This window comes from Candidatus Marivariicella framensis (assembly GCF_982709265.1).
Map to the genome: position 1 here is coordinate 124,471 of NZ_CEXPNT010000001.1, position 26,336 is coordinate 150,806.

23 protein-coding genes are annotated in these 26,336 nt (G+C 28.8%); 8 read left to right on the forward strand and 15 right to left on the reverse strand.

What is annotated here, in order from left to right:
- The first annotated feature begins 86 nt into the window (after positions 1 to 86).
- A complete protein-coding gene (locus AC34EU_RS00600) occupies positions 87 to 923 on the forward strand; it encodes a DUF2911 domain-containing protein (protein WP_487532983.1) in 837 nt (278 codons plus the stop codon).
- A gap of 25 nt (positions 924 to 948) precedes the next feature.
- On the opposite strand, the gene AC34EU_RS00605 is transcribed toward AC34EU_RS00600, so the two are convergent.
- The 5 genes from AC34EU_RS00605 to AC34EU_RS00625 form a co-directional block, all read right to left on the reverse strand.
- The gene (locus AC34EU_RS00605) at positions 949 to 2,628 is read right to left on the reverse strand and encodes a sodium:solute symporter family protein (protein ID WP_487532984.1); all 1,680 of its coding nucleotides are present in this window, start codon (positions 2,626 to 2,628) and stop codon (positions 949 to 951) included.
- 87 nt (positions 2,629 to 2,715) lie between these two features.
- Positions 2,716 to 5,187, reverse strand: a complete 2,472-nt coding sequence (locus tag AC34EU_RS00610; protein ID WP_489695986.1) for a PIG-L family deacetylase — start codon at positions 5,185 to 5,187, stop codon at positions 2,716 to 2,718.
- A 23-nt stretch (positions 5,188 to 5,210) separates the two neighbouring features.
- The gene (locus AC34EU_RS00615; RefSeq protein ID WP_487532986.1) at positions 5,211 to 5,795 is read right to left on the reverse strand and encodes a Maf family nucleotide pyrophosphatase; all 585 of its coding nucleotides are present in this window, start codon (positions 5,793 to 5,795) and stop codon (positions 5,211 to 5,213) included.
- Between the two features lie 4 nt (positions 5,796 to 5,799).
- A complete protein-coding gene (locus AC34EU_RS00620; RefSeq protein WP_487532987.1) occupies positions 5,800 to 6,315 on the reverse strand; it encodes a KdsC family phosphatase in 516 nt (171 codons plus the stop codon).
- A complete protein-coding gene (locus AC34EU_RS00625; protein WP_487532988.1) occupies positions 6,308 to 7,051 on the reverse strand; it encodes a Rossmann-like and DUF2520 domain-containing protein in 744 nt (247 codons plus the stop codon). The genes AC34EU_RS00620 and AC34EU_RS00625 overlap by 8 nt, the downstream gene beginning before the upstream one ends.
- Before the next feature lie 142 nt (positions 7,052 to 7,193).
- Between AC34EU_RS00625 and AC34EU_RS00630 the strand changes: the two genes are divergently transcribed.
- Positions 7,194 to 10,325, forward strand: coding sequence for a cytochrome c biogenesis protein (locus AC34EU_RS00630; RefSeq protein WP_487532990.1), 3,132 nt, complete (start codon positions 7,194 to 7,196; stop codon positions 10,323 to 10,325).
- Here the strand turns inward: AC34EU_RS00630 and AC34EU_RS00635 are convergent, their stop codons facing one another.
- Positions 10,326 to 10,739, reverse strand: a complete 414-nt coding sequence (locus tag AC34EU_RS00635; RefSeq protein WP_487532992.1) for a tellurite resistance TerB family protein — start codon at positions 10,737 to 10,739, stop codon at positions 10,326 to 10,328. It lies immediately after the preceding gene.
- 109 nt (positions 10,740 to 10,848) lie between these two features.
- On the opposite strand from AC34EU_RS00635, the gene AC34EU_RS00640 reads away from it, so the two are divergent.
- Together AC34EU_RS00640 and ctlX are read left to right on the forward strand one after the other, a co-directional pair.
- Positions 10,849 to 11,769, forward strand: coding sequence for a dimethylarginine dimethylaminohydrolase family protein (locus tag AC34EU_RS00640; protein WP_487532993.1), 921 nt, complete (start codon positions 10,849 to 10,851; stop codon positions 11,767 to 11,769).
- On the forward strand, positions 11,762 to 12,679 hold the full coding sequence (ctlX, locus tag AC34EU_RS00645) for a citrulline utilization hydrolase CtlX (protein ID WP_487532995.1): 918 nt from the start codon (positions 11,762 to 11,764) through the stop codon (positions 12,677 to 12,679). Before AC34EU_RS00640 ends, ctlX begins: the two co-directional genes overlap by 8 nt.
- Before the next feature lie 17 nt (positions 12,680 to 12,696).
- On the opposite strand, the gene AC34EU_RS00650 is transcribed toward ctlX, so the two are convergent.
- The 9 genes from AC34EU_RS00650 to AC34EU_RS00690 form a co-directional block, all read right to left on the reverse strand.
- Positions 12,697 to 13,359, reverse strand: coding sequence for a class I SAM-dependent methyltransferase (locus AC34EU_RS00650; protein ID WP_487533051.1), 663 nt, complete (start codon positions 13,357 to 13,359; stop codon positions 12,697 to 12,699).
- On the reverse strand, positions 13,353 to 13,487 hold the full coding sequence (locus AC34EU_RS00655; RefSeq protein ID WP_487532996.1) for a hypothetical protein: 135 nt from the start codon (positions 13,485 to 13,487) through the stop codon (positions 13,353 to 13,355). Before AC34EU_RS00655 ends, AC34EU_RS00650 begins: the two co-directional genes overlap by 7 nt.
- 24 nt (positions 13,488 to 13,511) lie before the next feature.
- A complete protein-coding gene (locus AC34EU_RS00660) occupies positions 13,512 to 14,009 on the reverse strand; it encodes an asparaginase domain-containing protein (RefSeq protein ID WP_487532998.1) in 498 nt (165 codons plus the stop codon).
- The gene (locus AC34EU_RS00665; protein ID WP_487533000.1) at positions 14,006 to 16,330 is read right to left on the reverse strand and encodes a zinc-dependent metalloprotease; all 2,325 of its coding nucleotides are present in this window, start codon (positions 16,328 to 16,330) and stop codon (positions 14,006 to 14,008) included. The genes AC34EU_RS00660 and AC34EU_RS00665 overlap by 4 nt, the downstream gene beginning before the upstream one ends.
- Before the next feature lie 4 nt (positions 16,331 to 16,334).
- On the reverse strand, positions 16,335 to 17,558 hold the full coding sequence (locus tag AC34EU_RS00670; protein WP_489695987.1) for a mechanosensitive ion channel family protein: 1,224 nt from the start codon (positions 17,556 to 17,558) through the stop codon (positions 16,335 to 16,337).
- Positions 17,559 to 17,577: 19 nt separating this feature from the next.
- On the reverse strand, positions 17,578 to 19,020 hold the full coding sequence (locus AC34EU_RS00675; RefSeq protein ID WP_487533003.1) for a pyridoxal phosphate-dependent decarboxylase family protein: 1,443 nt from the start codon (positions 19,018 to 19,020) through the stop codon (positions 17,578 to 17,580).
- Positions 19,021 to 19,099: 79 nt separating this feature from the next.
- Entirely contained in the window at positions 19,100 to 20,413 is a 1,314-nt protein-coding gene (locus AC34EU_RS00680; protein ID WP_487533004.1) for a sugar porter family MFS transporter, read from the reverse strand.
- An 8-nt stretch (positions 20,414 to 20,421) separates the two neighbouring features.
- Complete coding sequence (locus AC34EU_RS00685) at positions 20,422 to 21,456, reverse strand: alkane 1-monooxygenase (RefSeq protein ID WP_487533006.1); 1,035 nt, start codon at positions 21,454 to 21,456, stop codon at positions 20,422 to 20,424.
- A gap of 49 nt (positions 21,457 to 21,505) precedes the next feature.
- Positions 21,506 to 22,765, reverse strand: a complete 1,260-nt coding sequence (locus AC34EU_RS00690) for an aminotransferase class V-fold PLP-dependent enzyme (protein ID WP_489695988.1) — start codon at positions 22,763 to 22,765, stop codon at positions 21,506 to 21,508.
- Between the two features lie 21 nt (positions 22,766 to 22,786).
- Here AC34EU_RS00690 and AC34EU_RS00695 point away from each other — a divergent pair, with 21 nt between their 5' ends.
- From AC34EU_RS00695 to AC34EU_RS00710, 4 genes are all read left to right on the forward strand, one after another.
- Positions 22,787 to 23,404, forward strand: coding sequence for a hypothetical protein (locus tag AC34EU_RS00695; protein ID WP_487533008.1), 618 nt, complete (start codon positions 22,787 to 22,789; stop codon positions 23,402 to 23,404).
- On the forward strand, positions 23,401 to 24,297 hold the full coding sequence (locus AC34EU_RS00700) for an MBL fold metallo-hydrolase (RefSeq protein WP_489695989.1): 897 nt from the start codon (positions 23,401 to 23,403) through the stop codon (positions 24,295 to 24,297). Before AC34EU_RS00695 ends, AC34EU_RS00700 begins: the two co-directional genes overlap by 4 nt.
- Positions 24,298 to 24,343: 46 nt before the next feature.
- The gene (locus AC34EU_RS00705; RefSeq protein ID WP_487533012.1) at positions 24,344 to 25,357 is read left to right on the forward strand and encodes an NAD(P)/FAD-dependent oxidoreductase; all 1,014 of its coding nucleotides are present in this window, start codon (positions 24,344 to 24,346) and stop codon (positions 25,355 to 25,357) included.
- Between the two features lie 62 nt (positions 25,358 to 25,419).
- Positions 25,420 to 26,190: a hypothetical protein gene (locus tag AC34EU_RS00710; protein WP_489695990.1), complete on the forward strand. Its 771-nt coding sequence runs from the start codon at positions 25,420 to 25,422 to the stop codon at positions 26,188 to 26,190.
- Positions 26,191 to 26,336: the final 146 nt, after the last annotated feature.

A 26,336-nucleotide genomic window follows, 5' to 3' on the forward strand; every position in this document is an offset into this window, starting at 1 on the left:
ATTATATAAAAATATTAATTAATCCTTAATTGGGGTAAACATAGAAATATAGTTATTAAATTTACATATAAATAAAAATTAAAGACATGAAAAAAAATCTATTATTGTTATTATTTGTTCCATTTTACAATTTGGCTCAAGTAGTCTCTCCTCAACCGAGTCCTTCTGCTACAATTAATCAAACTGTTGGTCTTACTGATATTAAAATTGAATATTCAAGACCTGCAATGCGCGGTAGAGAAGTTATGGGTAATTTAGTTCCATATGGAGAATTATGGAGAACTGGTGCAAATGCAAACACAAAAATTAGTTTTTCAGATCCAGTAACAATTGCTGGTATTGAAATACCTGAAGGAACATATGCTTTATTTACTCGTCCTGGAAAAGAAATGTGGGAAGTATTTTTTTATAAGAAAAGTGATAATTGGGGACTTGTGAAGGATTGGGATGCAACTCAAATTGCTGTAGTATCTGAGTCAAAAGCAACTAAAACAAATGAAATTATAGGATCTTTTACTATTCAACTGGAAAATTTAACAAATAATAATGCAGAGCTTACTATTTCATGGGAAAATACAAAGGTTACGACTTTAATAGAGGTTCCTACTGTTAAAAAAACAATGGCGTCTATAGATAAAGCATTGTCAAATAATCCTAAGGCTTCAGATTATTACAGTTCTGCAGTATATTTTTTAAATAGCGAATTAGACCTTAAACAAGCTAAAAATTGGATGGAAACTGCAATTGATAAAGGAAATAATAAATACTTTCATTTAAGACAGTATTCATTAATTTTAGCAGGTTTAGGTGAGAATGAGGCTGCTATTGAAGCTGCTAAAAAATCATATGAACTAGCTGAAATAGCTGGGAATAATGATTATTTAAAAATGAATAAAGAATCTATTGAGCAATGGTCAAAATAGATGAAACTTATATTCTTAAACCTCGCTATTTAGCGAGGTTTTTTTTACTTATATTTTGAATTTCTTGTAATAGATATGCAATTGTTATAGTTAAAACTGCTCCTATTACATTTAGCCACAGGTAACCAAATTCCTCAAACAAGTAACAATAGATTATTAAGAACTCTGAAATTATAGCAGCAAAAAACACTGGATTACTATCTATCTTTTTAAAGAATATTGCAATTAAAAAAATGCCTAAAATTGTTCCGTAAAAAATTGATCCTATAATGTTTACTAGTTGAATTAAGTTCTCAAAAAGATTACCATTATATGCGAAAACTATAGCTATTATCCCCCAAATTAAGGTGAATAATTTTGCCATATTAACATAGTGATTTTCTGACAGGTTAGGCGTGTGTCTTTTGTATAAGTCAATTAAGGTTGTAGCTGAAAGAGCATTCAGTTCAGAAGCTGTTGAACTCATAGCTGCTGCAAATATAACAGCTAACAGTAGTCCTATTATTCCATTTGGTAAATGATTGATAATGAACGTTATAAAAACATAATCTTTATCATTAATTGAAGCATCTTTATTGTTTTTAAGAATTAAATTATTTACTTTTTCTTTTTGTTTTTTGTTATCTAATTCAAGTTTTAAGTAATCTTTTTTTAACTGATCATTTTCAAAAAACATTGGATTTAGTAAAAGCTCATGCTTTTTATCTTGGGTAAGTTCATATTCCTTTTCAACTTGAAAATAATCGTTTGAAAAATTTGATTTTTTTATTTCTATTATATTTTTTGAATTAAAATGAATAGGAGGAGTTTCATACTGATAAAACACAAACACTATTACGCCCAGTAAAAGAATAAAAAATTGAAATGGAACTTTAAGAAACCCATTCATAATCAACCCCATCTGACTCTCCTTTAAAGACTTTCCAGAAAGATATCGCTGAACTTGACTTTGATCTGTTCCAAAATATGAAAGTGCAAGGAAAAGACCTCCTGTGATTCCACTCCAGAATGTATATCTACTATTAAGGTCTAGGCTAAAATCTAAAATATTTAATTTCTCATTATAACTAGCCAATTTAAGAGCCTTAGAAAAATCAATATTTTCAGGCATTTTAATAAGTGCTATCCAAAATGCAGATATTAAACCAATGATAATTATAATCATTTGTTGCTTTTGAGTCACATTTACAGCATTAGTACCTCCAATTAAAGTGTAAAAGATTACTATAAAGCCAATTAATACTACCAAAATCTTTAAATCCCACCCAAGTGCTACACTTAAAATTATAGCAGGAGCATATATGGTAATACCAGCCGCTAAGCCTCGTTGAATTAAAAACAAAATAGCAGTTAAAGTTCTAGTTTTTAAGTCAAACCTGCTTTCTAAAAACTCGTAAGCTGTATAAACATTTAATTTTTGATATACAGGTAAAAAAAACAGGCATATAATTAGCATTGCAAATGGAAGTCCAAAATAAAATTGAACAAAGCCCATTCCTTCATTATAAGCTTGTCCAGGTGTAGACAAAAAGGTAATTGCACTTGCTTGAGTAGCCATTACTGAAAGACCTACAGTCCACCACCTAGCTTTATTATCACCTTTTATATATGATTTAATAGATGAATGATCTTGATTTTTCCAAACACCATAAAAAGCTATAAAAAGTAGAGTTCCAATTAAAAGAAACCAATCAATAGTTAGCATTAGCTATAATTTTTCATTATTCCATAAAATATAAACCAGTAAAAAATATTTACTCCAATTAGCAAGGCATACGTTTGATTTTTCATCTTATTCATGTCCATAGTTTATTAGGTTAACAAATAGTCTGTAAGCTCCTGGAACTCCTGCAGGTAATTCTCTGAAAAAACTAAGACCAGTATAAATTATTTTACCCTTACCGTATGATGCAACTAGTAAGCTTCCTCTTTTTTTTGATTCATTAATATCATTCATTTCTAAAAGAGGTTCGAAATTTTCATCCCAATAGTTTGGAAAATATAAACCTCGTTCCTGCACCCAATATTTGAAATCATTATTTTCAATTTTATTAGGGTAATTAAATATTGAATGAGATTTATTTAAAAAATGAATTTTTGAATTTTCATCTGTAACCCTATCTCTTGAAATTTTTAATTTATAGGGAGTAATATTATTTGTTTTTAATCCTCTACGGGTATTATATTGAATAACTAAAGTTCCTCCATTTTTTACATAATCCCATAAAATCTCGTTTTTAAAACTTAATTCGTCAATAACATTAAATGCTCTAATACCTATTACTATTGTTTTAAAACTTAAAAGATTCTCTAAAATTATTTTAGAGGGATCAATATCAACTACCTCTATTCCAATATTTTCTAATGTTTCAGGTATTTTATCTCCTACACCCATTAAATACCCAATTTTATTAATATTATTTTTCAAATCAATTCCAAAAACTTTAGCAAAACTTGGCTTTACAATGAATTGTTTTGGAATATGGGGATAATCAATAGTTATTAGCTGATTAGAGTATTCATTGTTGCTTGAATTAATAATTGGCTTTATAATACCTGAGTTGTTTTTATTGCTAGAATAAACTTTGAATAAATAATTTTTTTGTTGATTCTTTTTTGAAATATCAAACAAAAATTGATTCGGCTTGGTTATCCAACCTTCTGGTAATTCTATACTTAGAGTGCCCTTAACATTATTTTCATGTGCAGTTATTGAAACAGGTATTTGTCTTGGTTTTGAATCAGGAAATATATAAACAGGTTGATCAAGTTTAACAGTGACTTTTGGCACAATAGTGTAGGGCGTTATCACCTCACCTTGAACAGGATCTGTAATCCTGTTATTTGCATCAACAATCATATTTAATTCTGTACCATTTATTTCTAGCTTTATTTCAGCTTTTATGGCTATTGGGGTTTCAGGTAAACCCTTTAGCTCTTGATTGTCTACTTGATACATTCCTAGCGTGCCTTCTTTAGTTAGCCAGTAAGGTGATGAAATTTGATCACCTGTAGTTATATCTAATTTTTTTTCAAACAAATTATTATTAATTATTGTAGAATTAATTATAAAATCAGTATTTTTTAATTTCAGATTTTTAATTAAAATACTTGTATTTGATGGGTTGATAATTTTCAGATTAAATATTTCTTTGCTTTTTGGAGTTCCTAATATATTTTCACTATTTAATTGAATATTTAATCCCAAACAAAGAGATATTATATTTTTTACTTCATTTAACTTTAAGCTTTTCCAATATCCAATTTCTAAACTTTCAATATTTTTATAAATATTAATTAAGTCAGAGATGTTTTTTTCAGGAACTTTAAAGTTAAAGTCATTAAGAAGTCTATCAATTAGGCTTTCAATTTTATCTCCACCTTTTAATCTGTTCCAACTAATATCAATTCCTTCAAAAGGATTATTTGATGAAACAGACTTTCCTTTTATTAGCTCCATATAACCCCATTGAGGACCTCCAGGTTTTGGTGATCTTCCGAATCCTTGAGATTTGTGTTGACTTCTACTTTTAGCAGCTATTTGATCATAGGTCAATCCAATCAGAGGATTAAATTCACTTTGATCAAATTTTAAAAAATTATCTTTTTCAACTTTCATAAAATTTTCCTTACTTCCATAAAAAAACCAGGAAGTGTTAAAAAATAATTTTTCTGGATTCCAAACTGAAAGTGATTCTAATTGTTCTGGAAAATAATTAACATTTGATGACAGATCAAAAGCTTGGTAGCTTAAAATTGCTGATGACGTATGATGTCCATGAGTTGTGCCAGGAGTTCTATGATCAAATCGATTTATAATTATATCAGGTTGTATTGTTCTTATATGTTTAACAATTTGACTTAATAATTCATTTTTATCCCAAATATTTAATGTTTCATCTGGATGCTTGGAGAAGCCAAAGTCATTAGCAGTTGTAAATAACTGATTAGCACCATCAATTTTTCTCGCAGCCAAAAGTTCTTGAGTTCTAATTAAACCTAACGCATCTGTTAATTCAGTCCCTATCCTGTTTTGACCTCCGTCACCTCTTGTTAGCGAAAGATAAGTTGTTTCAATATGATATTTATTTGAAAAATAAGAAATAAGACTTGTGTTTTCATCGTCTGGATGAGCTCCTATGTGTAGTAAACTTCCCAAAACATTTAATTTTTGAATCTTTGAATATATATCTGAACTATTCTGTGATCTTGCCTGAAAGGCGAATAGTAGAAAAAATAATACTAGCGTAAAAAAGTATTTCATTTGTTGAAGTTAATATTTAAAAATTAGCGATCTATAAGTTTCTTTATTTCATTTAAAACTTCAGTTACCGGAAGGCCAACGACATTTGTATAACTGCCGTTTATCTTTGAAATCCCCAATAAACCAATTGATTCTTGTATTGCATATGAACCTGCTTTGTCAAGGGGGGCGGCGTTTAATAAGTAATCATCAATTATGGAGTTATTTAGTTTTTCAAATGTAACTTCAGTTGTTACATCAATACAATAATAATTGTTAAATGTTAAAAACCCTACTGCTGTAATAACTTTATGAGTTTTTCCGGACAATGACTTTAGCATTTGTTTTGCATCATCTAAAGATTTTGGTTTACCAAGACATTTATTTTCATGCCACACAATTGTATCAGCCGAAATTACTATTTGATTTTTATTTATTATTTTTTTAAATGGATTAGATTTTAAACCAGCAATATATCTCGGTATATCCGCTTCTTTTAGGTTTGACGGATAGGTTTCTTCTACATCAAAAGTTTTAATTTTAAATGGAAACTTAAATAAATTAAAAAAATCTTTTCTTCTGGGAGAATTAGATGCTAATATGATTTCTTTCTTAAAGTTTTCAATCATAGAATTAGTTCGTATACTTCCATTTTTTCTGAACTCGAAGAACTTGTTCTATAATTTCTCTAACACAGCCATTACCTCCATTTTTGTGAGAAATATAATCTGCTTTTATTTTAACATCAGTAACTGCGTCTTGAGGACACGAACTTATTCCAACTTTTTCCATAACGGGTATATCAGGTATATCATCTCCCATATAAAGAATATTATTTGCAGATAATTTGTATTTATTTAATAAGTGATTGTAAGAATCAATTTTATTATGAGAATCCAAGTAAATATCGTTTATACCGAGTTTTTCTATTCTTTTTCTGATGGATTCATCTTTTCCACCTGAAATTATTGAGATTTTAAAACCTTTATCAATTGCATATTTCATTGCAAACCCATCTTTGGCATCCATTAACCTTAAAATCTCTCCATTTGAGGTAATTAAAAGTTTGCCATCAGTTAAGACGCCATCAACATCAAAAATAAAAGTTGTAATATTTTTTAATCTTATTTTGTAATTTTCTTTATTCATAGCTGTTTTGTATTGATTTTGTTATTAAATCATAAAGTTTTTTATCATTTAAATCATTAATTAGTTCATTATGAATTTTTAATGTTTTGTTATCACCCCTTTTTGCGGGTCCAGTTTGAACTATTTTTGGATCATTAATCAATGCTTGATTAATTGTGTTTTTTATAATGGGTTCTAAAATAGAGAAGGGAATGTCGTTATTAGTACATATTTTTTTTCCTTTATAAATCATGTGATTCACAAAATTATTAACCCAAACAGCTGACAAATGCAAATTAGCTCTTTGTATGGAGTTTAAGCACTCGTAGCTCCCCTTTAGGGCTAGAACTAATCTTTTTAAAACAATCAAATCATTTTCACTTTTAGCTTCAATACAAAAAGGTGTATTTTTAAAAAGTTTATCATTGGATTTTGAAATTGTTTGAACTGGAAATAACACGCCTGATCTAGAATAATTTTTAAATATATTTATTGATGTTGCACCGGAGCAGTGAACAACAAAAGAATCAGTACTAATAAAATTAAAAAAAGTATCAATTGAATTATCTGATACTGCTAAAATATATAAGTCAGCTTTTTTAAGATCAGATAATTTATTGATTCTTTTTTCTGGGAATTCATCGTTTATCCAACTTCTTCCGTACCACTCAAGTAACTTAAATTCTTTAAGATTGTCTATTGAGTTTGCTAGTTTAGAACCTACATTTCCGTTTCCAATAACAGTGATCTCTAACATAATTTCAAATGTACATAATGTTGTTAATAAACTAATAAATTAAAAAACAGTAAAAATGTTAAATAAATCATTTTAATAACAACATAGCTGTTTAAAAATCCAGTATCAAAGGGTATATTTGTAATAACAATTTAAGATATAAATGCAAGAAAAATTTTTTAAGTACTTGTTTTCAAATCAACTAACGGCGCTGTTGTTTATTGCTTTCCCAACAGCAATGGGAGTTGGTACTTTTTTGGAAAGTTTTTATTCTACAACCGCAGCTAAAATCTGGGTTTATAATGCATGGTGGTTTGAACTTATTTTGGTCTTATTTATGTTAAATTTTCTTGGAAATATATTTAAATATAGATTGTTTAAAAAAGACAAATGGGCTGTGTTGTTATTACATCTTTCATTTATATTAATTCTTTTGGGTGCTTTTATAACTAGATACTTTGGTTTTGAAGGAGTAATGCCAATAAGAGAAGGGAATGAAAGTAGTAAAATTATATCAGAAAAAACTTTTTTAACAATTCTCGTGGATGGAGAAGTAAATGGGACTCCCCAAAGAAAGAAATTAATAGATGAGGTCTTGTTCTCAGAACACACTTCAAATAATCTTAATTGGAATAAAAACTTTGATGGACAAGAATTTTCTATTAGTTCTGTTAAATATATCGAAAACGTATCAGAAGGGCTTGTTTTAAATTCTGATGGAGATAGATATTTAAAGATTGTTGAAGCCAATGATGGAAACAGACATGAACACTTTTTAAAGGAAGGAGAAGTTGCAAGTATTCACAATGTTCTTTTTACATTAAATAATTCAGTAGATGGAGCTATTAATATTCGTTCAGATTCTGGTTTATACTACATAGAATCTCCCTTTTCTGGAACATTTACTAGAATGGCTGATCAATTTAAAGGTAAAATAACAAAAAATGAAGAACAAGAATTATTACTTAGATCTCTCTATGTTATACCAAACTTTCAATTTGTAATTCCTGACCCTCCTTTAAGAGGAGATTTTGGAATTGTTAAGTCGGATGATAAATTGACTGACAAACAAGATGCATTATATTTATCAATAAGCTCAATGGGTGAGACAAAACAGATTGGTGTAATGGGAGGGAAGGGAGTTGTTAATGAAGCTAAAGATGTTAAAGTAGGTGGACTTGATTTTTATATTTCATATGGCTCTCAATCATTAAACCTTCCATTTTCAATTACTTTAAATGATTTTATAGCAGACAAATATCCAGGAACAGAAAAAAGCTATTCTTCATTTATGAGTAAAGTTACAGTTAAAGACGATTCTAAAGTATTTGATTATGATATATACATGAATAATGTTTTAGACTATGAGGGATATCGATTTTTTCAAGCCTCTTTTGATCCAGATGAAAAAGGAACAGTACTTTCTGTAAATAATGACTCTATGGGAACTTTGATCACTTATATTGGATATATTCTATTATATCTATCTATGTGTGGTATATTTTTTATAGGAAGAACTCGTTTTAAGAATTTATCAAAAAGCCTTTCAAAATTAAAAAATAAACAATTTTCGTTTGTATTACTTTTTTTATTTTTTAATACTTTAAATGCTCAAGATTCAGTCTTAAAAAAGTTTGAATTACAAGAATTTGATTTTGATTCATTAATACAGGTTACTGCTTTTCCAGATATCCAAGCCAATAAATTTGGTAGTTTAATAATTCAAGACTTAGGTGGGAGAATGAAGCCTGCTAATACTTTTTCATCAGAATTACTCAGGAAGGTTAGTAAGAGTGACACATATAAAGGACTTTCATCAGACCAGGTTTTGCTATCCATCATAAACAATCCGGCTGTATGGTATAATGTCCCAATTATATATTTAAAAAGGGGGAATGATAGCTTGAGAAAAATTGCTGGGGTTGATGAAAAATCAAAATATGCACCACTAGTATCATTTTTTGATGAACAAGGTAATTACAAGATTGCTAATCAATTAGAAAATGCATATAGGGCCCAAACTCCAAATCAATTTCAAAAAGATTTTATTGAATTAGATAGAAGAGTTAATCTCTTATATTCTGCATTAGAAGGAAAGGTATTAAGGATTTTCCCTATACCAAACGATTCAATAAATAAATGGGTTTCATATCCGGAATTAAATGAAGTTGATATAAAAGGAACAGACTCATTGTATGTGAATAATGTTTTACCACTTTATTTCCAGGCAATGCGATTAGGAAAGTCTAATGGAGATTTCACGCAAGCTGATGAGCTTATTGAGAGTTTGAAGGGGTTTCAAAGAAAATATGGATCAGAAGTTATACCAAGTTCTTCAAAAGTTGATGCTGAAATTTTATATAACAAATATGATATATTTAAAAAATTATTTAGTTGGTACATATATGCTGGACTTTTATTATTTATAGTTTTAATAATTAGAATTTTTAATGAAAGAAAATTCCTTAAATATTTTGAATTAGCTTTAATAGGATCTATTATATTACTTTTTTCTCTTCATTCTTTAGGTTTAATCTTTAGATCATTTATTTCAGGTCATGCACCATGGAGCGACGCATATGAGTCTATGATATATGTTTCATGGGCTACATTATTTTTTGGTTTAATTTTTGGTAGAAAATCCTCACTTACAATTGCTGCTACATCTTTTGTGTCATCTATGATACTTATGATTGCTCACTGGAGCTGGATGGACCCTGCTATAGCCAATTTACAACCTGTTTTAGACAGTTATTGGTTAATGATTCATGTCGCAGTAATTGTAGGGAGTTATGGTCCTTTTTCTATTAGTATGATTCTTGGAATTGTAACTTTATTTTTAATTACCATAACAAACTCAAAAAACAAAAACAAAATTAAATCAAAAATCAAAGAATTAAGTATAATCAATGAACTCTCTATTACTATAGGTTTAATAATGTTGACAATTGGAAATTTTCTTGGAGGAATGTGGGCAAATGAAAGCTGGGGTAGATATTGGGGTTGGGATCCGAAAGAAACATGGGCTTTAATTTCAATTATGGTATATGCATTTGTAATTCATATGAGATTAGTTCCTGGTTTAAAAGGAAGGTGGTTATTTAATCTAATGAGTATAGTAGCATACTCAAGTATATTAATGACCTACTTTGGTGTTAACTTTTATCTTGTAGGTCTTCATTCTTATGCAAGTGGAGATAAAATTATAACTCCAAACTTTGTATACTACTCAGTTTTATTTGTAATTATTTTAGGAAGCATATCTTATTACTCCAATAAAAAACATTACAAATAACTACTTTAATGATAAAATAAAATCATCCTCATCAGCACCCGACTGAACAAGTTTTATAGATTTTTCAACTATAGAGTTAGCCTCTTCAATAGGAAAGCCTAAAGCGATTGTGAGCTTGATAAGCAATTTAATTTCTGCTTTATCTGCAATATCATCAGCAACAACAATTCTAGATAAGTCATATAACCTCTCTAAACGCTTAAGCTCTGAGGCAGGAGGATTTATTTGATGAGAATCAGGGTTTAAAATAATTTCATCAGCCTCTGCTGGTTCAATTTCTAATAGGATAGCAAGTCTGTTGATGAATTTTCTTTCATCATCTGTTATTATATCATCACTCAGCGCAACTCTTACTATTGATGCGAAATGATCTCGATTACGGTTTTTAAAATTACTTGAAAAAACATTAGACATATATTTCGGTTTATTTTTTTCAAATATAAAAAACCTGCATTTACTTCAAACATGTATATGCATTTTTATATATTTTGATTGTATTTTTTTAAATTAGCTCAAAATCTAAATGATGGTATTAAATGTTGTAGACGAGACTTCATCTCTAGAATCTTTAGTAGTTGGAATAGCAAACAGTAACGGTGGTATTCCTGAATTAAAAGATGTTTATGACCCTAAATCAAGAAGTCATATATTATCTGGGACTTATCCTTTAGAGGCTGATATGATTATTGAATTAGATTGCTTTATCTCTAAATTAACTTTTTATGGAATAAAGGTTCATAGACCAGATTTAATAAAAAATTATAATCAAATATACTCTAGAGACATTGGTTTTGTTATTGAAAATAAATTTTTTAAATCAAATATTTTACCAATCAGATCTAGAGAAATTGATGCGCTAAAAAACATACTAAACTCATTAGATCCAGAATTAATTATTACTTTTCCAAAAGATGCACATATCGAAGGAGGAGATGTTGTTCTTCACAAAGACAAAATTTATGTTGGTGCTTATATAAGAAGTGATTATCCTAAATACATAACTGCAAGAACAAATTTAGAAGGCTTGAAGTTTTTACAGAATTATTTTTCAAAAAAGGAAGTTGTTTTGTTAGAATTAAATAAATCTAATACAGATCCAAAAAAAAATGTTTTACACCTAGATTGTTGTTTTCAGCCTATTGGTAAAAAATCTGCTATAATTCATAAGGGAGGATTTTCAAATAAAAATCAGTTATTGGCTCTCATAGATGATTTTGGTATTGAAAATTGTTTCTTTATTAATTCTAAAGAAATGTTTGACATGATGAGTAATGTCTTTTCAATTAACAAGAATACAGTAGTGTCTGATTCAAGTTTTACAAGGCTTAATAAATGGCTTATTAAAAAAAGCTTTAAAGTAGAAGAAGTTTCTTTTAGAGAAATAGCTAAGCAAGAGGGATTATTTAGATGTGTTACTTTACCATTAATTAGAAAAAATGAATAGATTAACTAATCATGTTTTAATGGTTCGTCCTTACCTTTTTAAAAAGAATGAACAAACAGCATTAAACAACCACTATCAATATGATAGTGGCTTGGATTTTAATACATTAAACAAATTAGCTCTTAGGGAATTTGATGAATTAGTTAAGATTTTAATTAAAAATGGCATAAAGGTTACCATTCATCAGGATAATCAGAATCCTGAGACACCTGATTCATTATTTCCTAATAACTGGATTTCTTTTCATGATAAACATAAAGTGATTCTCTATCCAATGTTTGCCAAAAACAGAAGAGATGAAAGATCTAGTCATGTTTTTGATTCTCTAAAAGAATCAGGTGTAAATACTAAGATTATTTTTGATTTGTCAAATTATGAGAATTTAAACATGTATTTAGAGGGTACTGGAAGCATGGTTTTAGACAGGGTTAATAAAAAACTTTATGCCTCGTTGTCTGATAGAACAGATGACTCTGTAATACTAGATTTCTCCAAAAAAATGGGTTACAAGCCTATCATATTCTCCTCATATCAGACTGTTGACAATAAGAGATTAAAGATTTATCATACAAACGTAATGATGAGTATTGGAAATAAATTTGCAGCTGTTGGGTTTGATTCAATAGATGATGTCGCAGAAAGAAATATGGTTTATAATGAATTAAAAAATGATAATAAGGAAGTTATATCACTAACTGAAAATCAAATTGAACAGTTTGCAGGAAATATGTTGCTTGTAAAAAACAGTATTCAACCTATTTTGGTCATGAGTACTTCAGCATTTAAATCTTTATCTAATGACCAGATTAATAAATTTGAAACTTACGCTAAAATAGTCCATTCTAATCTAGAGACTATTGAAAAAACAGGAGGTGGAAGTGCAAGGTGTATGTTAGCTGAAATCTTTTAAATACCACTTAATAACAATTAATAAATATTTTTAATTGCTATAAAACGAATTCTTTTGTAATCAGCATACCATTTTCCATTGGTAAAACATTTTTCTTTTATGCTTTCTTGTACCTCAGTTTTAATTTCTTCTATGTGTGTTAAATCAACATCTTTAAAAAAACTTTTGGCAAACATTGAAATCCAGTCCTTTATACCATCCTTTTGATTAGTAAGCTCTGTTTTACGATTAAAACTTTCCGCTAGGACAACTTTAAACCCTACCAATTCTAATTCTTTTGAGTATTCTTCAGCAGATGGGAAATACCATAATTCTAATTTAGATTGGTTTAAGTAGCCTCGTTTTTTTAGAGAGCTTCTTAACTGATCAACTATTGTCTTTACATTATTTTTTCCTCCAAACTCAAGAACTATTTTTCCATTAAATTTTAAATTTTTATACATGCACTTTATAACACTTTTATAATTTTTAATCCAATGAAGAGTTGCGTTTGAAAAAATAGAATCAAATTTATTTTTAAATCTAAAATTTTCCGCATTACAAACTTGGAATTTAACCTTTCCATATCTTAGCTTTGCATCAGCAATCATTTCAACGGATTTGTCAATTCCAATAGTTTTTTTTGAAATTTCATTGATTATAAATGTTAACTGTCCCGAGCCACAACCTAAATCTAAAATTCTCTCATTTTTTTTGGATTAAGTAACTCTACAAGAGATTTTCCATAATTATAGACATAAGTATAATTATCATTGTATAACTCTGTATCCCATTTTGGAATTAGTTTATCATTTTCTTTAACTTTCATAGTCTTTAGTCAGTTGACATAATTTTAGGTAATAGATTTAAAAACTCCATTTTTTATATCTTTTTCAACTTCATTCCCGTAAAATGTTTGCCCATGCATATTAATGTATACTCCTTTACTCAGATTCTGAACTACAGAGAGAGCACTACCTAAGTTGAAGAATCCATCAGACGAACTTCCGAAAGCATAAGGAACCATTGCTCCAGTAATTACAATTACTTTTTCTGGAATATTTGCCTTAATTAGATATTTAGCAGTATTTGTCATTGTATCTGTTCCGTGGGTAATTACAATGAATTTTGATTTACATTTCAAGCATGCCTCTTCAACTAACTTAAGATGAGAATCGTCCATTTCAAGACTATCAATAAGCATCAATTGATCTATTTCTAAATTAAGTCTGCATTTGGCTCTTTTAAGCATTTGTGGCACATGAGTTTTTTCAAAAAATAATTTACCATTTATATAATTGTATGTTTTATCAAATGTACCTCCAGTAACAAATATTTGAATTTTACTCATTTTAATAAATTATAGCAATATTGATAATGTATCTTGAGAGTTTGTGAGTTTGATCTTTTTTTAGATCTAAAATATTTTAATAAATATTTATTTTTATTTTGAATCAAACCTTTCACCTCATTTGATAATTTCTCGTCCTCAATCAATAGTTTAAAATGATTTATAAGGTTTTTTTGAAGCTCTCTTTGAAGAATGTCAGGTTTTACCAAATCCGCGGTTAAATTATTTGTTAAACGTTCAATTAGCTCAAATACTGATAATCCATTTCCTTCAAGAGTATTTTCAGTTGAAATCATAGTATTTAATTTTTTAACACTCAAAATCCTATTGAATACTGATTTTTGAAGATTACTTATTAGAGTTAAAGCACCGTCATTTTTTATTTTCGAAATCACTTTTTTATCATATAACCAAATTGGTGAAGACCAAAGATTCTTATATAAAAAACTTATTGCTCGTAATTGTTGATCCTTAGAAACATTTTTATAAGGTATTGCGCTTTGACCTTTGTTCATTAAAGTTTTATTAACTCCACCAATTATAGACGAAACATGATATATATATCTTCTATATACGCTTATAAGTTCTCCATAAAGCTCATTTAAATCCTCAAAGCTCATACCTTCTTTAATTGTCCATTTCTCAAGATTTTGAGAGACAATTTTAAGATTCATTAATCCGTAATTACTTGCTTCTACAGGATCATCTCCAATGTTTTCGGTTTGAGAATTTGGATCATTACCATATGATCCAAACATATATATAGGATTTAAATTTTTAACACCAACCCATTTATTAAGTTCTTTTGCTATTTCATTTTCATTTTTATCTGAAAAATATCTATATCCCCATTCTATTGAATATTCATCGTAAGGTCCTAGCTTCCTAACGAATCTTATGTTTTCATCACCTGGTTGGGCAACATAATTATATCTCGCATAATCCATGATAGTTGCAGCAATACCCATTTTTTGAGTAAAATTTCCTGATCTTAAAGAATCAACAGGATACGCAGAACTAGCTTTCATGTTATGAGGCAACCCAAGTGCATGTCCAACTTCGTGTGAAATAACTCTCCTCATCATTTCTCCAATTTCTTTTTCTGGAGTGTCCAGTGTTCTTGCTTTAGGATTAGCGGCACCAGTTTCTAATAAATATCTATTTCTATATGATCTTAAATGATTATGATACCAAATTATATCACTTTCTAAAATCTCCCCTGTTCTAGGGTCTGATACACTTGGACCAGTAGCATTTCTAGTTTTGGATGCAACATACCTTACAGTTGAGTACCTAATGTCTTCTGGGCTGAAATTAGAATTTTCTTCTTTAGTAGGAGGGTCCTTTGCTACTATTGCATTTTTAAAACCAGCTTTTTCAAAAGCAATATTCCAATCTTCAATACCTTTCTTAAAATAGGGCCTCCATTTAATTGGAGTTGCAGGATCCAAGTAATACACTATTGGTTTTATGGGTTCAGTTAATTCACCTTTGTTATAGGCTTCAATATTTTTAGGCTCTAATCTCCATCTTCTGATTATATTGAATTCATCAGACTTCAGTTTGTCTGAGGAATAATCAACTTTCTTTAAACTAAACCAGCCAATTCTTTTATCTAACAATCTTATTTTCATTAAAGTTTCAGGTAGTAGAATAATAGAATGATTTATCTGAAAACTTAATGTTTTCGAACTGTTTGATCTAGGGAGATTATTTGCAGAATATGTTAATGTGTTTTTGATTTCAGTATTATTAGGAAAGCTATTTGCTTTATCAATAAAACTTCTTTTTTTATCTACACTTCCAATTTTAAACCTTTCTTTATCTGACTTTCTGATTAAATTGAACCCAGGCGAATCATTCATAAAATAACTTGACACATCAATTAAGAATCTATCTTTTTCTTTATTTTCAATCTCAAAGACAGCAAGAATTGGAGGAAAATTATTTTTGATTACGCTTATCTGGATAGGGTCTTGGTCGGTGGCTTCATTTGTATATGCCAATTTTTTAAGAACTATTTTATTATCTTTTAATTTGAAAGAAATTACATTTTCTGCAGTTTTGGAACCAGCATTTATGTATGACGAATAGTCACCTGGAAACTGGGAAAATCTAGTTACCATTAGCAACTCTTTATCTAAAACTTTTTCATTAATTTCAAAATATAATTTATTATTTTTTAAATAAGTATTTATAAGTCCATTAGACTTTTTCATTTCGACAGTAATACTGTCAATGGTTGATTTTTTATTCTTTTTTTGACTATATGAAAATATAAAACTAAATAAAGTCAGTATTAAAAATATTCTACGAATCATAAAATTAATTTTTTGAACTATATTCGAAATTCTCTAATTTAAAGTTTGGAAGAGCAGATAATAGGTGGTCAAAAATATCAGAAACAATACTCTCGTAAATAGACCAATCTTTATCAGTTATAAAAGCATAAATTTCCAAAGGAATCCCTGTTGGAGTTGGGGCTAGTTGTCTACACATAATAGTCATGTTTTTATTTACTTTGGAGTGCTGGTCTAAATATTCTTTTATATAAGCTCTGAATAATCCAATATTCGTAAGATTTCTGCCGTTAATTAATTCAACTTTATTTGTTTTCAATGAATTGTTATGTGTTTTAATTTCTTTTTCTCTATTACTTATGAAGGAACTTATCAGTTCTATTTTTTTTAAAGGTTCAATTTCTTGATCATTCAAAAACTTAATGGAACTGGCTTTAACAAGAATTGCTCTTTTTATTCTTCTTCCATCAGAATCACTCATCCCTCTCCAGTTAGTAAAAGAATCTGATATAAGCTTGTATGTAGGAATTGTGGTAATTGTATTATCAAAATTTTGAATTTTTACTGTAGAAAGACTTATGGATATTACATCTCCATCTCCATTTGAGTTATTCATTGTGATCCAATCACCTATTCTAACAGTATCATTTATTGTGATCTGAATACTAGCAACAAAACCTAATAAAGTATCTTTAAAAATAAGAAGAATGACTGCCGATAGAGCTCCAAGTGTAGTTAGAAAAACACCAACTTCCTTCCCTGTAAGTAAGGATAAAATTATAATTCCACCAATGAACCAAATAAAAATCATAAAAACTTGAAGGTAGCTTTCCAGGGGTTTATCTTTCAAGACAGTATATTTTCTTAGTTGATCTGTAACAGATTTTAAAAACCCTCGTATTATTAGAATACCAAGAAATGCAGTGATTGCTTCTAACACATTAGAACTGAAAATGGATAACTTTGGAAAGTTATATAATACTTGAGGTAATTGAACTATTAAAAAAAATAAAGGAGGGAGATATCCCAAAAGAGATGGAATTTTATTTTTAATGAGAGAATCATCAAAATCTGAACTGGTTCTATTAGCGATTTGACTAAATAGTCTTTTGATGATATTTCTGGATAGAAATGAAAGTAAGAGTGTTGTAGATGCAATTATAAAAACAACACATGTGAAGCTCAGGAAGTTTGATAATGAATTATTTAGACCTTGAGTTTTAAAAAGTTCGAAAAAAAATAAGTACATAATTAAAGTTTAAATTTTCTTATTTATTAGCCAATATATTAGCTATTTTTTTAATTTCTATAATTAATTCTTTTAAATGACCAACATTAGTAGATGGGTTTAATAAAACAACCCTTAAATATCTAATTCCATTCATTTCACAAGATGTTATATAGAAATATTTATTATTTATTATCTGATATCTGAGTTTCAATTGAAATTCATCTTCTTTGGAGAATTTAATATATTTAAAACATAAAATATTACTTTGGGGTCTATACGGAACCTCAAAATCAGAATCTTTTATTAAAATATCATAAAAGTTGTTGCATAAATCAAAAGTGTAATCAATAAAACACTCGATAGCTTTTTCTCCTTCTATTGCAAATGCCCAAAATAATTTAGTGCCGAGTGCAGACTTTGTACATTCAATTGTATAAGCCATTGAATCCATTCCAACTACTTCATTGTTGTGAAAAACATAGGAGCCTTTTTGTTGAAAAGCTCCTGCTTGATATTTAAAGTCTTTAAAAATAACGGCTGTACAAAGAGCCGGCACTCTCATCATTTTATGTGCATCCCATATTAGAGATGTCGCTTTTTCAATTCCTTTAACTAGTTTTTTGTTTTTATTACTGACTAATGCAGCTGCTCCATGTGCTCCATCAACATGAAACCAAATATTATTTTTTTCACAAAAATCACCCATTAGATCTATGGGGTCAAATAAACCAGTTGAAGTAGCACAAGCATTAGCAATTAGACACATTACTTTTTTTCCTTGAGCAATCAGTTTTTTGTATATAGGTTCAAGCTTACTTACATCAATGATTTCATTCTCATCTACAGGAATGGGTACAAATGACTTTTTACCTAACCCAAGAATTGATAATGATCTTAATATTGAATAATGAGCTGATGCTGAACCCATAACTACTAAATCTGATGGATTACCATAGTTCCAGGAGTCTGGACTAATAGATGATCTTGCAGCAGTTAAAGCAGTTAGGTTTGCTACCGACCCTCCATGGGTTAATACTCCACTTGGATGCCCCATTTCAAATTTAAAATCATAATAATCTCTATCTTCTAACCAACCTAGTTTATCTAACATCCAATTAATCATAAATCCTTCACAAGTGCTTCCTGCAGGCCCCATCTCATATAAAGAACTTGGATTATTTATTGTTCCATGAATTAATTCAGGTATCCCTGCTAAATCATGAGGGACAGGAACTTGATGCCCCATGTAATGAGGGTGATTAAGGTGGTTAGTGTTGTCAAGATAGTTTGTCACAAAATCTAAAATATCTTCAGAAGACTTGAACCCTAGTTTAAGTCGTTCTTTAAGTTTTAATTTTTTTGCAATTAATTCTGGAACTCTTTGATTTAAAGTACTTGTTTTTTTATTAACACTGTCATTGATATGATTTTCCAAAATTCTCCCAACATCTGCAATCGTTTTTTGGGTCTTTACTTTCATTAGATAAATGTTTTGAGTAAATATAGTTTAAAACCAAAAAAGTTTAAAAATATGGAGGATTAAATATGATTAATAAGCTTTAAGTTTTTAATATTTTTACACTTAATTTTTCCAGAGTGATATTATTTGTTTCTGGCATTAAAAATATTACAAATAAATATTGGAAAATCATAAACGCTGCAAAGCATATAAAGATATAACCAGGATTACTTAATTCTGAAAGTAACGAAGGCATAAACAAAGTAATAAGTGAAGCTAAAATCCAATGAACAGAACATCCAAATGACTGTCCTTTAGCACGAAGGTGATTGGGAAAAATTTCAGATATGAATACCCATATTACTGCTCCTTGACCTACTGCATGTGAGGCTATAAAAATAAATAAAAATAGAGGTATATAAATTCCTTTCCAGCTTAACAAAAAAGAGACACCTATCATTGTCAGAGAAAATATATATCCAATTGAACCGATTTTAAGAAGTGTTCTTCGACCTGTTCTATCGATCATATACATTCCAAGTAAAGTGAAGATAAGATTAATTATTCCAATGCCAATACTGCTTAAAAAAGCTGAATCTGATTTAAGCCCTGCTACCTCAAATATCCTTGGAGCATAATATAAAAAGGCGTTTATACCTGATAGTTGGTTGAAAAACGATATTAAAAAAGCAAGAATAAGAGGCTTAATGTATTTTAACGAAAACAATCTGTCGTTTACGTTTACAGAACTTATAATATTATTAAGTTCTGAATCATTAAGTTTTCTACCATTGAGTTCTTTAAAGATTTCATTTGCCAATGAAGGATTTTTATTTGACATTAACAACCATCTTGGACTATATGGAATGTTCATTATTCCTAAAAGATAAATTAAGGCAGGAATAGATTCAATTCCCACCATCCATCTCCATGGTTCATTGCCAAAACTTTGCAAACTATAATTTGAAACATATGCTATTAATATTCCAAACACGATATTAAATTGATAAAGAGCCACAAGCCTGCCTCTTTTTGATGGTGGAGCAATCTCGGAAATATAAGTTGGACCAGCTATTGTTGAAGCTCCAACACCAATGCCACCAATAAATCTAAAGAATGAAAACATAAAAGGATTTGTTGAAATTCCTGATCCAATTGATGAAATTAAATATAAAACACCAATTAAAATAAGTGTTTTTTTCCTTCCCCATTTATCACAAGGATAACTTGCGAACAATGCTCCAATAACAGTTCCCCATAGAGCCATTGACATTACTATTGATCCATGAAATAAGTCTGAAGTATTCCATAGTTTTTGTAATTCTTGATCAGCTCCTGAAATGACAACAGTATCAAAACCAAATAGAAAACCAGCTAATGCAGCTACTATTGAAACTCTATAAAGTTTAGACATATTATTATTTAAACGACCTTCAGTCTTGGGTTAATTATTTTGAACCACAGTGGAGGAACTAATGCAAGTAAAATAGAAGTAGGATATCCAAAGGGAAGTTGTGGACTATTCTTTTTGTTTTCTAAAATTTGATATTTTTTTGAAGATTTAAAATGATGATCACTATGTCTTGTAAGCTCATACAGAACTATTCTTCCAATTAAATGATTTGAATTCCATGAATGATGTGTTTGAACTGTTTCATACCTGCCTGAGGATAGCTTTTTTCTTAACAAGCCATAATGTTCTATATAATTAATAGTTTCTAAAAATAAAAACGCTTGAATCCCTAGGATAATAGCAAACAATAATCCGTAGAAATCAAAAAGGAGAAAGATTACGCTTAAATAAGTTAACTGAATTATTATGTACCATAACATTTCATTTTGATAGGAAATAAATTTTTTTCCTTTTCTTTTTAAAATGTTTTTTTGAATTCTCCAGGCACTGATATATTGATTAAAGACAGATGTAATCCAAAAATTATATACACTTTGGTTAAACTTTGAAGTAGCAGGATCATCAGGTGTGGCAACATTTTTATGATGTCCAAAATTATGTTCTAAGTAGAAATGCATATAAAGACAAGGAAGGAGAAGTAATTTGGAAAGTGTTGTTTCAGTTTTAGATTTACGATGGCCTAATTCGTGAGCAACATTAATAGCATTAGTAGCTAGTAAGATTCCTAAAGATGATATAATACCAATCTTTTCATAAAACATTAATGATGTATTTGTTAAATTATATAAACCACAAAACAATAAAAAAAACACAAAAGGAATGTTTAGGTAAAGTAAAACATCAAAAATATAATTTGATAATTTTTTCTTCTTTTGACTTTCATCATATGGAGCATCAAAATCTTTCATTATTAATTCCAAAATCGGAATAAAAATAAAAGCATATATAGGGGTTGTAAAGGTTAATATTCCATTTGAGAAAATTGCAACAAGTGCTGATAATGGAATTGTATAAGCAAATAAATATTTTAAATCGTCAAGCATTAATCTACTCTTTAATTTAATGTGAATATAATTAATTTAGTACAATGATTTAGGTAACTCTTGGTCTTTCCTTTGAATATTTTAAATATTCTTTATTTTTAATTATTTCAGCAAGTTTAAAAACTGTTTTTGTTAGATCTTCAAATGATGTGTATAATGGAGAAATTCCTAATCTTATGTACTTAGGTGGTCGATAATCTGGAATAATTTTAATTGTTCCTGTCTGGAGAGATTTGCATATTCTCCAAGATTCAGAATGAGAAATTGAAATATGGGAACCTCTATTTAAGCAATTGACTGGACTTTCAAGTTTAAAACCTAATGGTATTAAAAACTTGATAATCAAATTTTTTAAATATTCAGATTGCTTTTTGCTTTTAGCTTCAATAGATTTAATCCCTGCTTTTAAAACCAGATCAACACCTATTTCGATTGGAGTTATTGAAAGTATACTAGGCGTTCCATTTGAAAATCTTTTAATCCCTTTATCTTGATCAAAATCTTCTGAAAAAGAAAATGGATTTGAATGCCCAAACCACCCATTAATCGGATTTTGTAATGATTTTAAAAGATCTGTTTTGATATAAAGGTAAGCAGGAGATCCAGGTCCACCATTCAAAAATTTATATGTGCATCCAACAGCAACATGAGTATTTGTTTTTTTTAAATCTATGTGAACTACTCCAGCCGCATGACTTAGATCCCAAACTATTATGCTATTATGACTTAACGCCCAGTTATTTAGCTCTTTCATTGGGTAAATCCAAGAACTTTTATATGAAACAAGGCTTAAACATATGATTCCGGGTTTGTTTTTTATTGAGTTTTTTAACATTTCAAGATTAGCTTCAATATCAGATTCATAATCAATTATAACCGAAGTAGGTCCTTTTTTTTCCTTGCAAATTCCATTTATAATATATAAATCAGAGGGGAAGTTTAAATTATCAGAAATAAAGTGATGTTTGTATTTATTAGAATTTAATAAAGAAGATAAAACTTGATATAAATAAACTGAAGTAGATTCTCCAATAATTATTTCATTTTTAGAGGCATTAAAAAGTTTTTCTAGCTTACATGACACCCTGTCTACCATTTCCAGCCAGGAATCATTCCAACCTCTGATTAAGCTATTTCCCCAATCATTTTCTACTACGTTTTTTATTTTTATTTTTGATAATATTGGAAGTTTGCCTAATGAATTTCCATCAAGATAAATTTCATTATTATTATTAATAAATTCTTTTTTAAAATCTTTTAATTGATCATTTTGATCAAGTTTTTGAGAAAGTTTTATTTCTGTATTCATGTTTTAAAAATAATATAAAAATTGATAATTAAAATTTTAAATAATTCATTTATATTAGTTAGGATGTATTATAAGTTTTCTAATTTTATTTTAATTTTTTTCTTGTTTAAATTTTGTTTTTCACAAGAGACTTTTTCTCAATCAAGAAATGAAAAAAACATAGCTAAATATTTACTAAAGCTTAACAACCCTAAATGGCTTAAAATCAGTAATGAAAAAGCTTACTTTAAACATTACATTTCATCATCTCCAAGTAGAGTTTCAACAACATCAAATGACCAAGTTGGAAGATTAAATAACGGCCAATCAAAGACACAAAAATTTTTATATAATAAATCAGGTTATGATTATGATAGACTTGAAAAAAAAATAATACAAGTCGCTCTCTTTAAACCTAGAATTAAAATATTAGAAATTGATTTATTTGCAAATTGCAAGGGAAACTCAATTGATAATTATGATAAACTGAACAACTCATTTATCTCATTTCAGGGAGTCTCATCATTATTTATTGATGAAAATCAACTAAATCAGTTAAGAAAAATAAATACTCAATCTAACTTTATTAAAAATATAAAAGTTTCTGATCAAATTATAATGGATAATTTAAGTAGAATAATTAATCAAATATGTAAATGAAAAAAACATTACTTGTATTCCTTTTGATTTCTGAATTATTAATATCACAAAAAACTAGTATTATCACAGTTTTAGGTACTGTCCAAGATGGTGGTTTGCCTCATATCGGATGTGAGAAAAAATGCTGTAATAATTCATCCTCTGATTTAAAAGTAACATCTCTCGGATTATCATTACCAGACAATGAGGGTTTTTATTTATTTGAAGCATCTCCTGATTTTTCAGATCAATTAAATTATATGAATACTAAATATAAATCTTCTTTTAATGGAGTATTTTTAACACATGCCCATATTGGCCATTATTCAGGTTTAATGTATTTAGGAAAAGAAGCATTAGGAGCTAAAAATACTCCGGTATATGCAATGAGTCGAATGTCAAATTTCTTAATCAAGAATGGCCCTTGGTCTCAATTAGTATCACAATCAAACATAGAGTTAATTAACTTGAATAATGATCAATCTTATAATATTTCAGATGATATAAGTGTTAAACCTGTCCTTGTTCCACATAGAGATGAGTTTTCTGAAACAGTTGGTTATTACATTTATGGTTCTCAAAAAACAGCTTTTTTTCTTCCAGACATTGATAAATGGAGTAGTTGGCCAACTTCATTAAAAAAAATAGTTAAGAGTACAGATTTTTTATTCATAGACGCAACTTTTTATGACAATTCCGAAATTAATTACAGGCCAGTTGAGAGTATTCCGCATCCATTTGTAATTGAAACTATGAAAACTTTAAAATCACTTTCAAAAAAGGACAAGAATAAAATTTTCTTCATTCACATGAATCATACTAATCCTATGCTTGATCCAAATAGCGACATAGCGTTAAGAGTTATACGAGAAGGTTATAATATTGCAAAAATTGGACAAACTTTTGAGCTTTAGAAGTTAATAGAATTATATTTGCAAAAATATTTTATATCAAACATAGATGATTAAAACTGATATCATAATTATAGGTGCAGGACCTGTTGGTCTTTTTGCAGTTTTTGAAGCTGGTTTAATGAAGCTTAAGTGCCATCTAATTGATGCCATTCCCTTTCCTGGAGGTCAGTTGTCTGAAATATATCCCAAAAAACCTATATACGATATCCCTGGATTTCCTTCTGTTTTAGCTGGAGAATTAGTAGATAACCTAATGGAACAAGCTAAACCATTTAAACCTGGATTCACACTTGGTGAAAGAGCTGAATCAATTTCTAGACAAGAAGATGGAAGTTTCATTGTTACTTCAAGTGAAGGGAAAAAACATAGAGCCCCAATTATTTTTATTGCAGGAGGTTTAGGTAGTTTTGAACCAAGAAAACCTAAAATAGATGATCTTGAAAAATATGAGAATAAAGGAGTTTATTATTTCGTTAAAGAACCAGCCTTTTTTCAAGAAAAAAAAATATTTATATCAGGAGGAGGAGATTCTGCATTAGATTGGGCAATTTATTTTGCAGAAATCTCAAAAATGTCAGTAGGTTTAATTCATAGAAGTGAATTTTTTAGAGGACATAAAGACTCCGTTGATAAAATCCATCATCTTAAGAAAATTGGTAAGATTGATTTGTATGCAAATTCAGAAGTTATTTCATTAAAAGGTGAAAATTCTTTAGAATCTATTTTGATTAAAGACAATGAAAAAAAAATAACTGAACTTTCTTTAGATTGTTGGTTACCACTATTTGGTCTTTCACCTAAATTAGGTCCGATATCAAATTGGAATCTTGATATTGAAAAAAATGCTATTAAGGTTGACCATACAATGGATTATCAAACAAATATATCTGGTGTATATGCAATTGGAGATGTTAACACTTATCCAGGAAAACTTAAGTTGATTTTATGTGGATTTCACGAAGCTACCCTAGCTGTTCAATCTGCCTACAAAAAAATAAATCCAAATAAAAAGGTGGTTTTGAAATATACTACAGTCCAGGGAATTCAGGGTTTTGATTAATTAGGTTTTATAACCTACAATCTTATTTTTTATAACTTGCAAAAAACAATTAAATTAAAATTATGAAAAATATATTATTAGTATTATTTATTATACCATTATTTTCAAATGCCCAAATTTTGAATATGGATATTATCCAAGTTAAAGATGGTAGGGAAATGGATTATGAAGCTGTGGAGGCTTTTATGGTTCCTATTCAACAAGCTGCTATTAATAGCGGAAAAAAGTCAGGATGGTTCATTTTAAAAAATGTTGGTGGAGGAGATTTGACTGAAATTGAAGACAAAGGAGTGGTTGATTACATGATTTTAAGTATCTATAAGGATCTAGATCAAATGAAAGCTGATACCTGGGATGGTTATTTAGAAATTGCTAAAAAAGCATATAAAGGAAAAATGTCTTCCAGGAAAGTTGAGAGAATGATTGCATCCATAGCTGCAGAAGATAATCCAAGAAAAGATACTAGAAGTTATGTAATGGAGAATATATACTATACTAAACCAAATGCTCATGTTGTTGGGAATGTTTATACTGTTTTTCCAGCTCAGCAACTTAATGATGATTATGAGCAGTTTGAAATGGAATACTATAGACCAATTTGGGAAAAAAATATTCTTGCAGGAAAACACATGAACTGGGAGTTCAATCGAATTATTGATAGAACTGAAAATGCATACCAAAACTTAACTCATATTATATTTAACCGTAGAGTTGAGGGAGCAACTATAGATTTCCCTTCAGATTTTAGGTCTAATCAATTGTCTAAAGCAGGCATGGCTTCAAGAAAAGCATTTGATACAGCTAATATGGAGCTTATTTTTAAAGCAAACTGATCAAATAAAAAGTAAAGCTAAAAAGACCTCATCGATGAGGTCTTTTTACTTTTTGTGGAATTTTTTTCAATATGATTTTTCCTTAACATTTGTCATTAGGTCAACTAATATTATTTAAATACTATATTTAATATGTTAATTGTTAA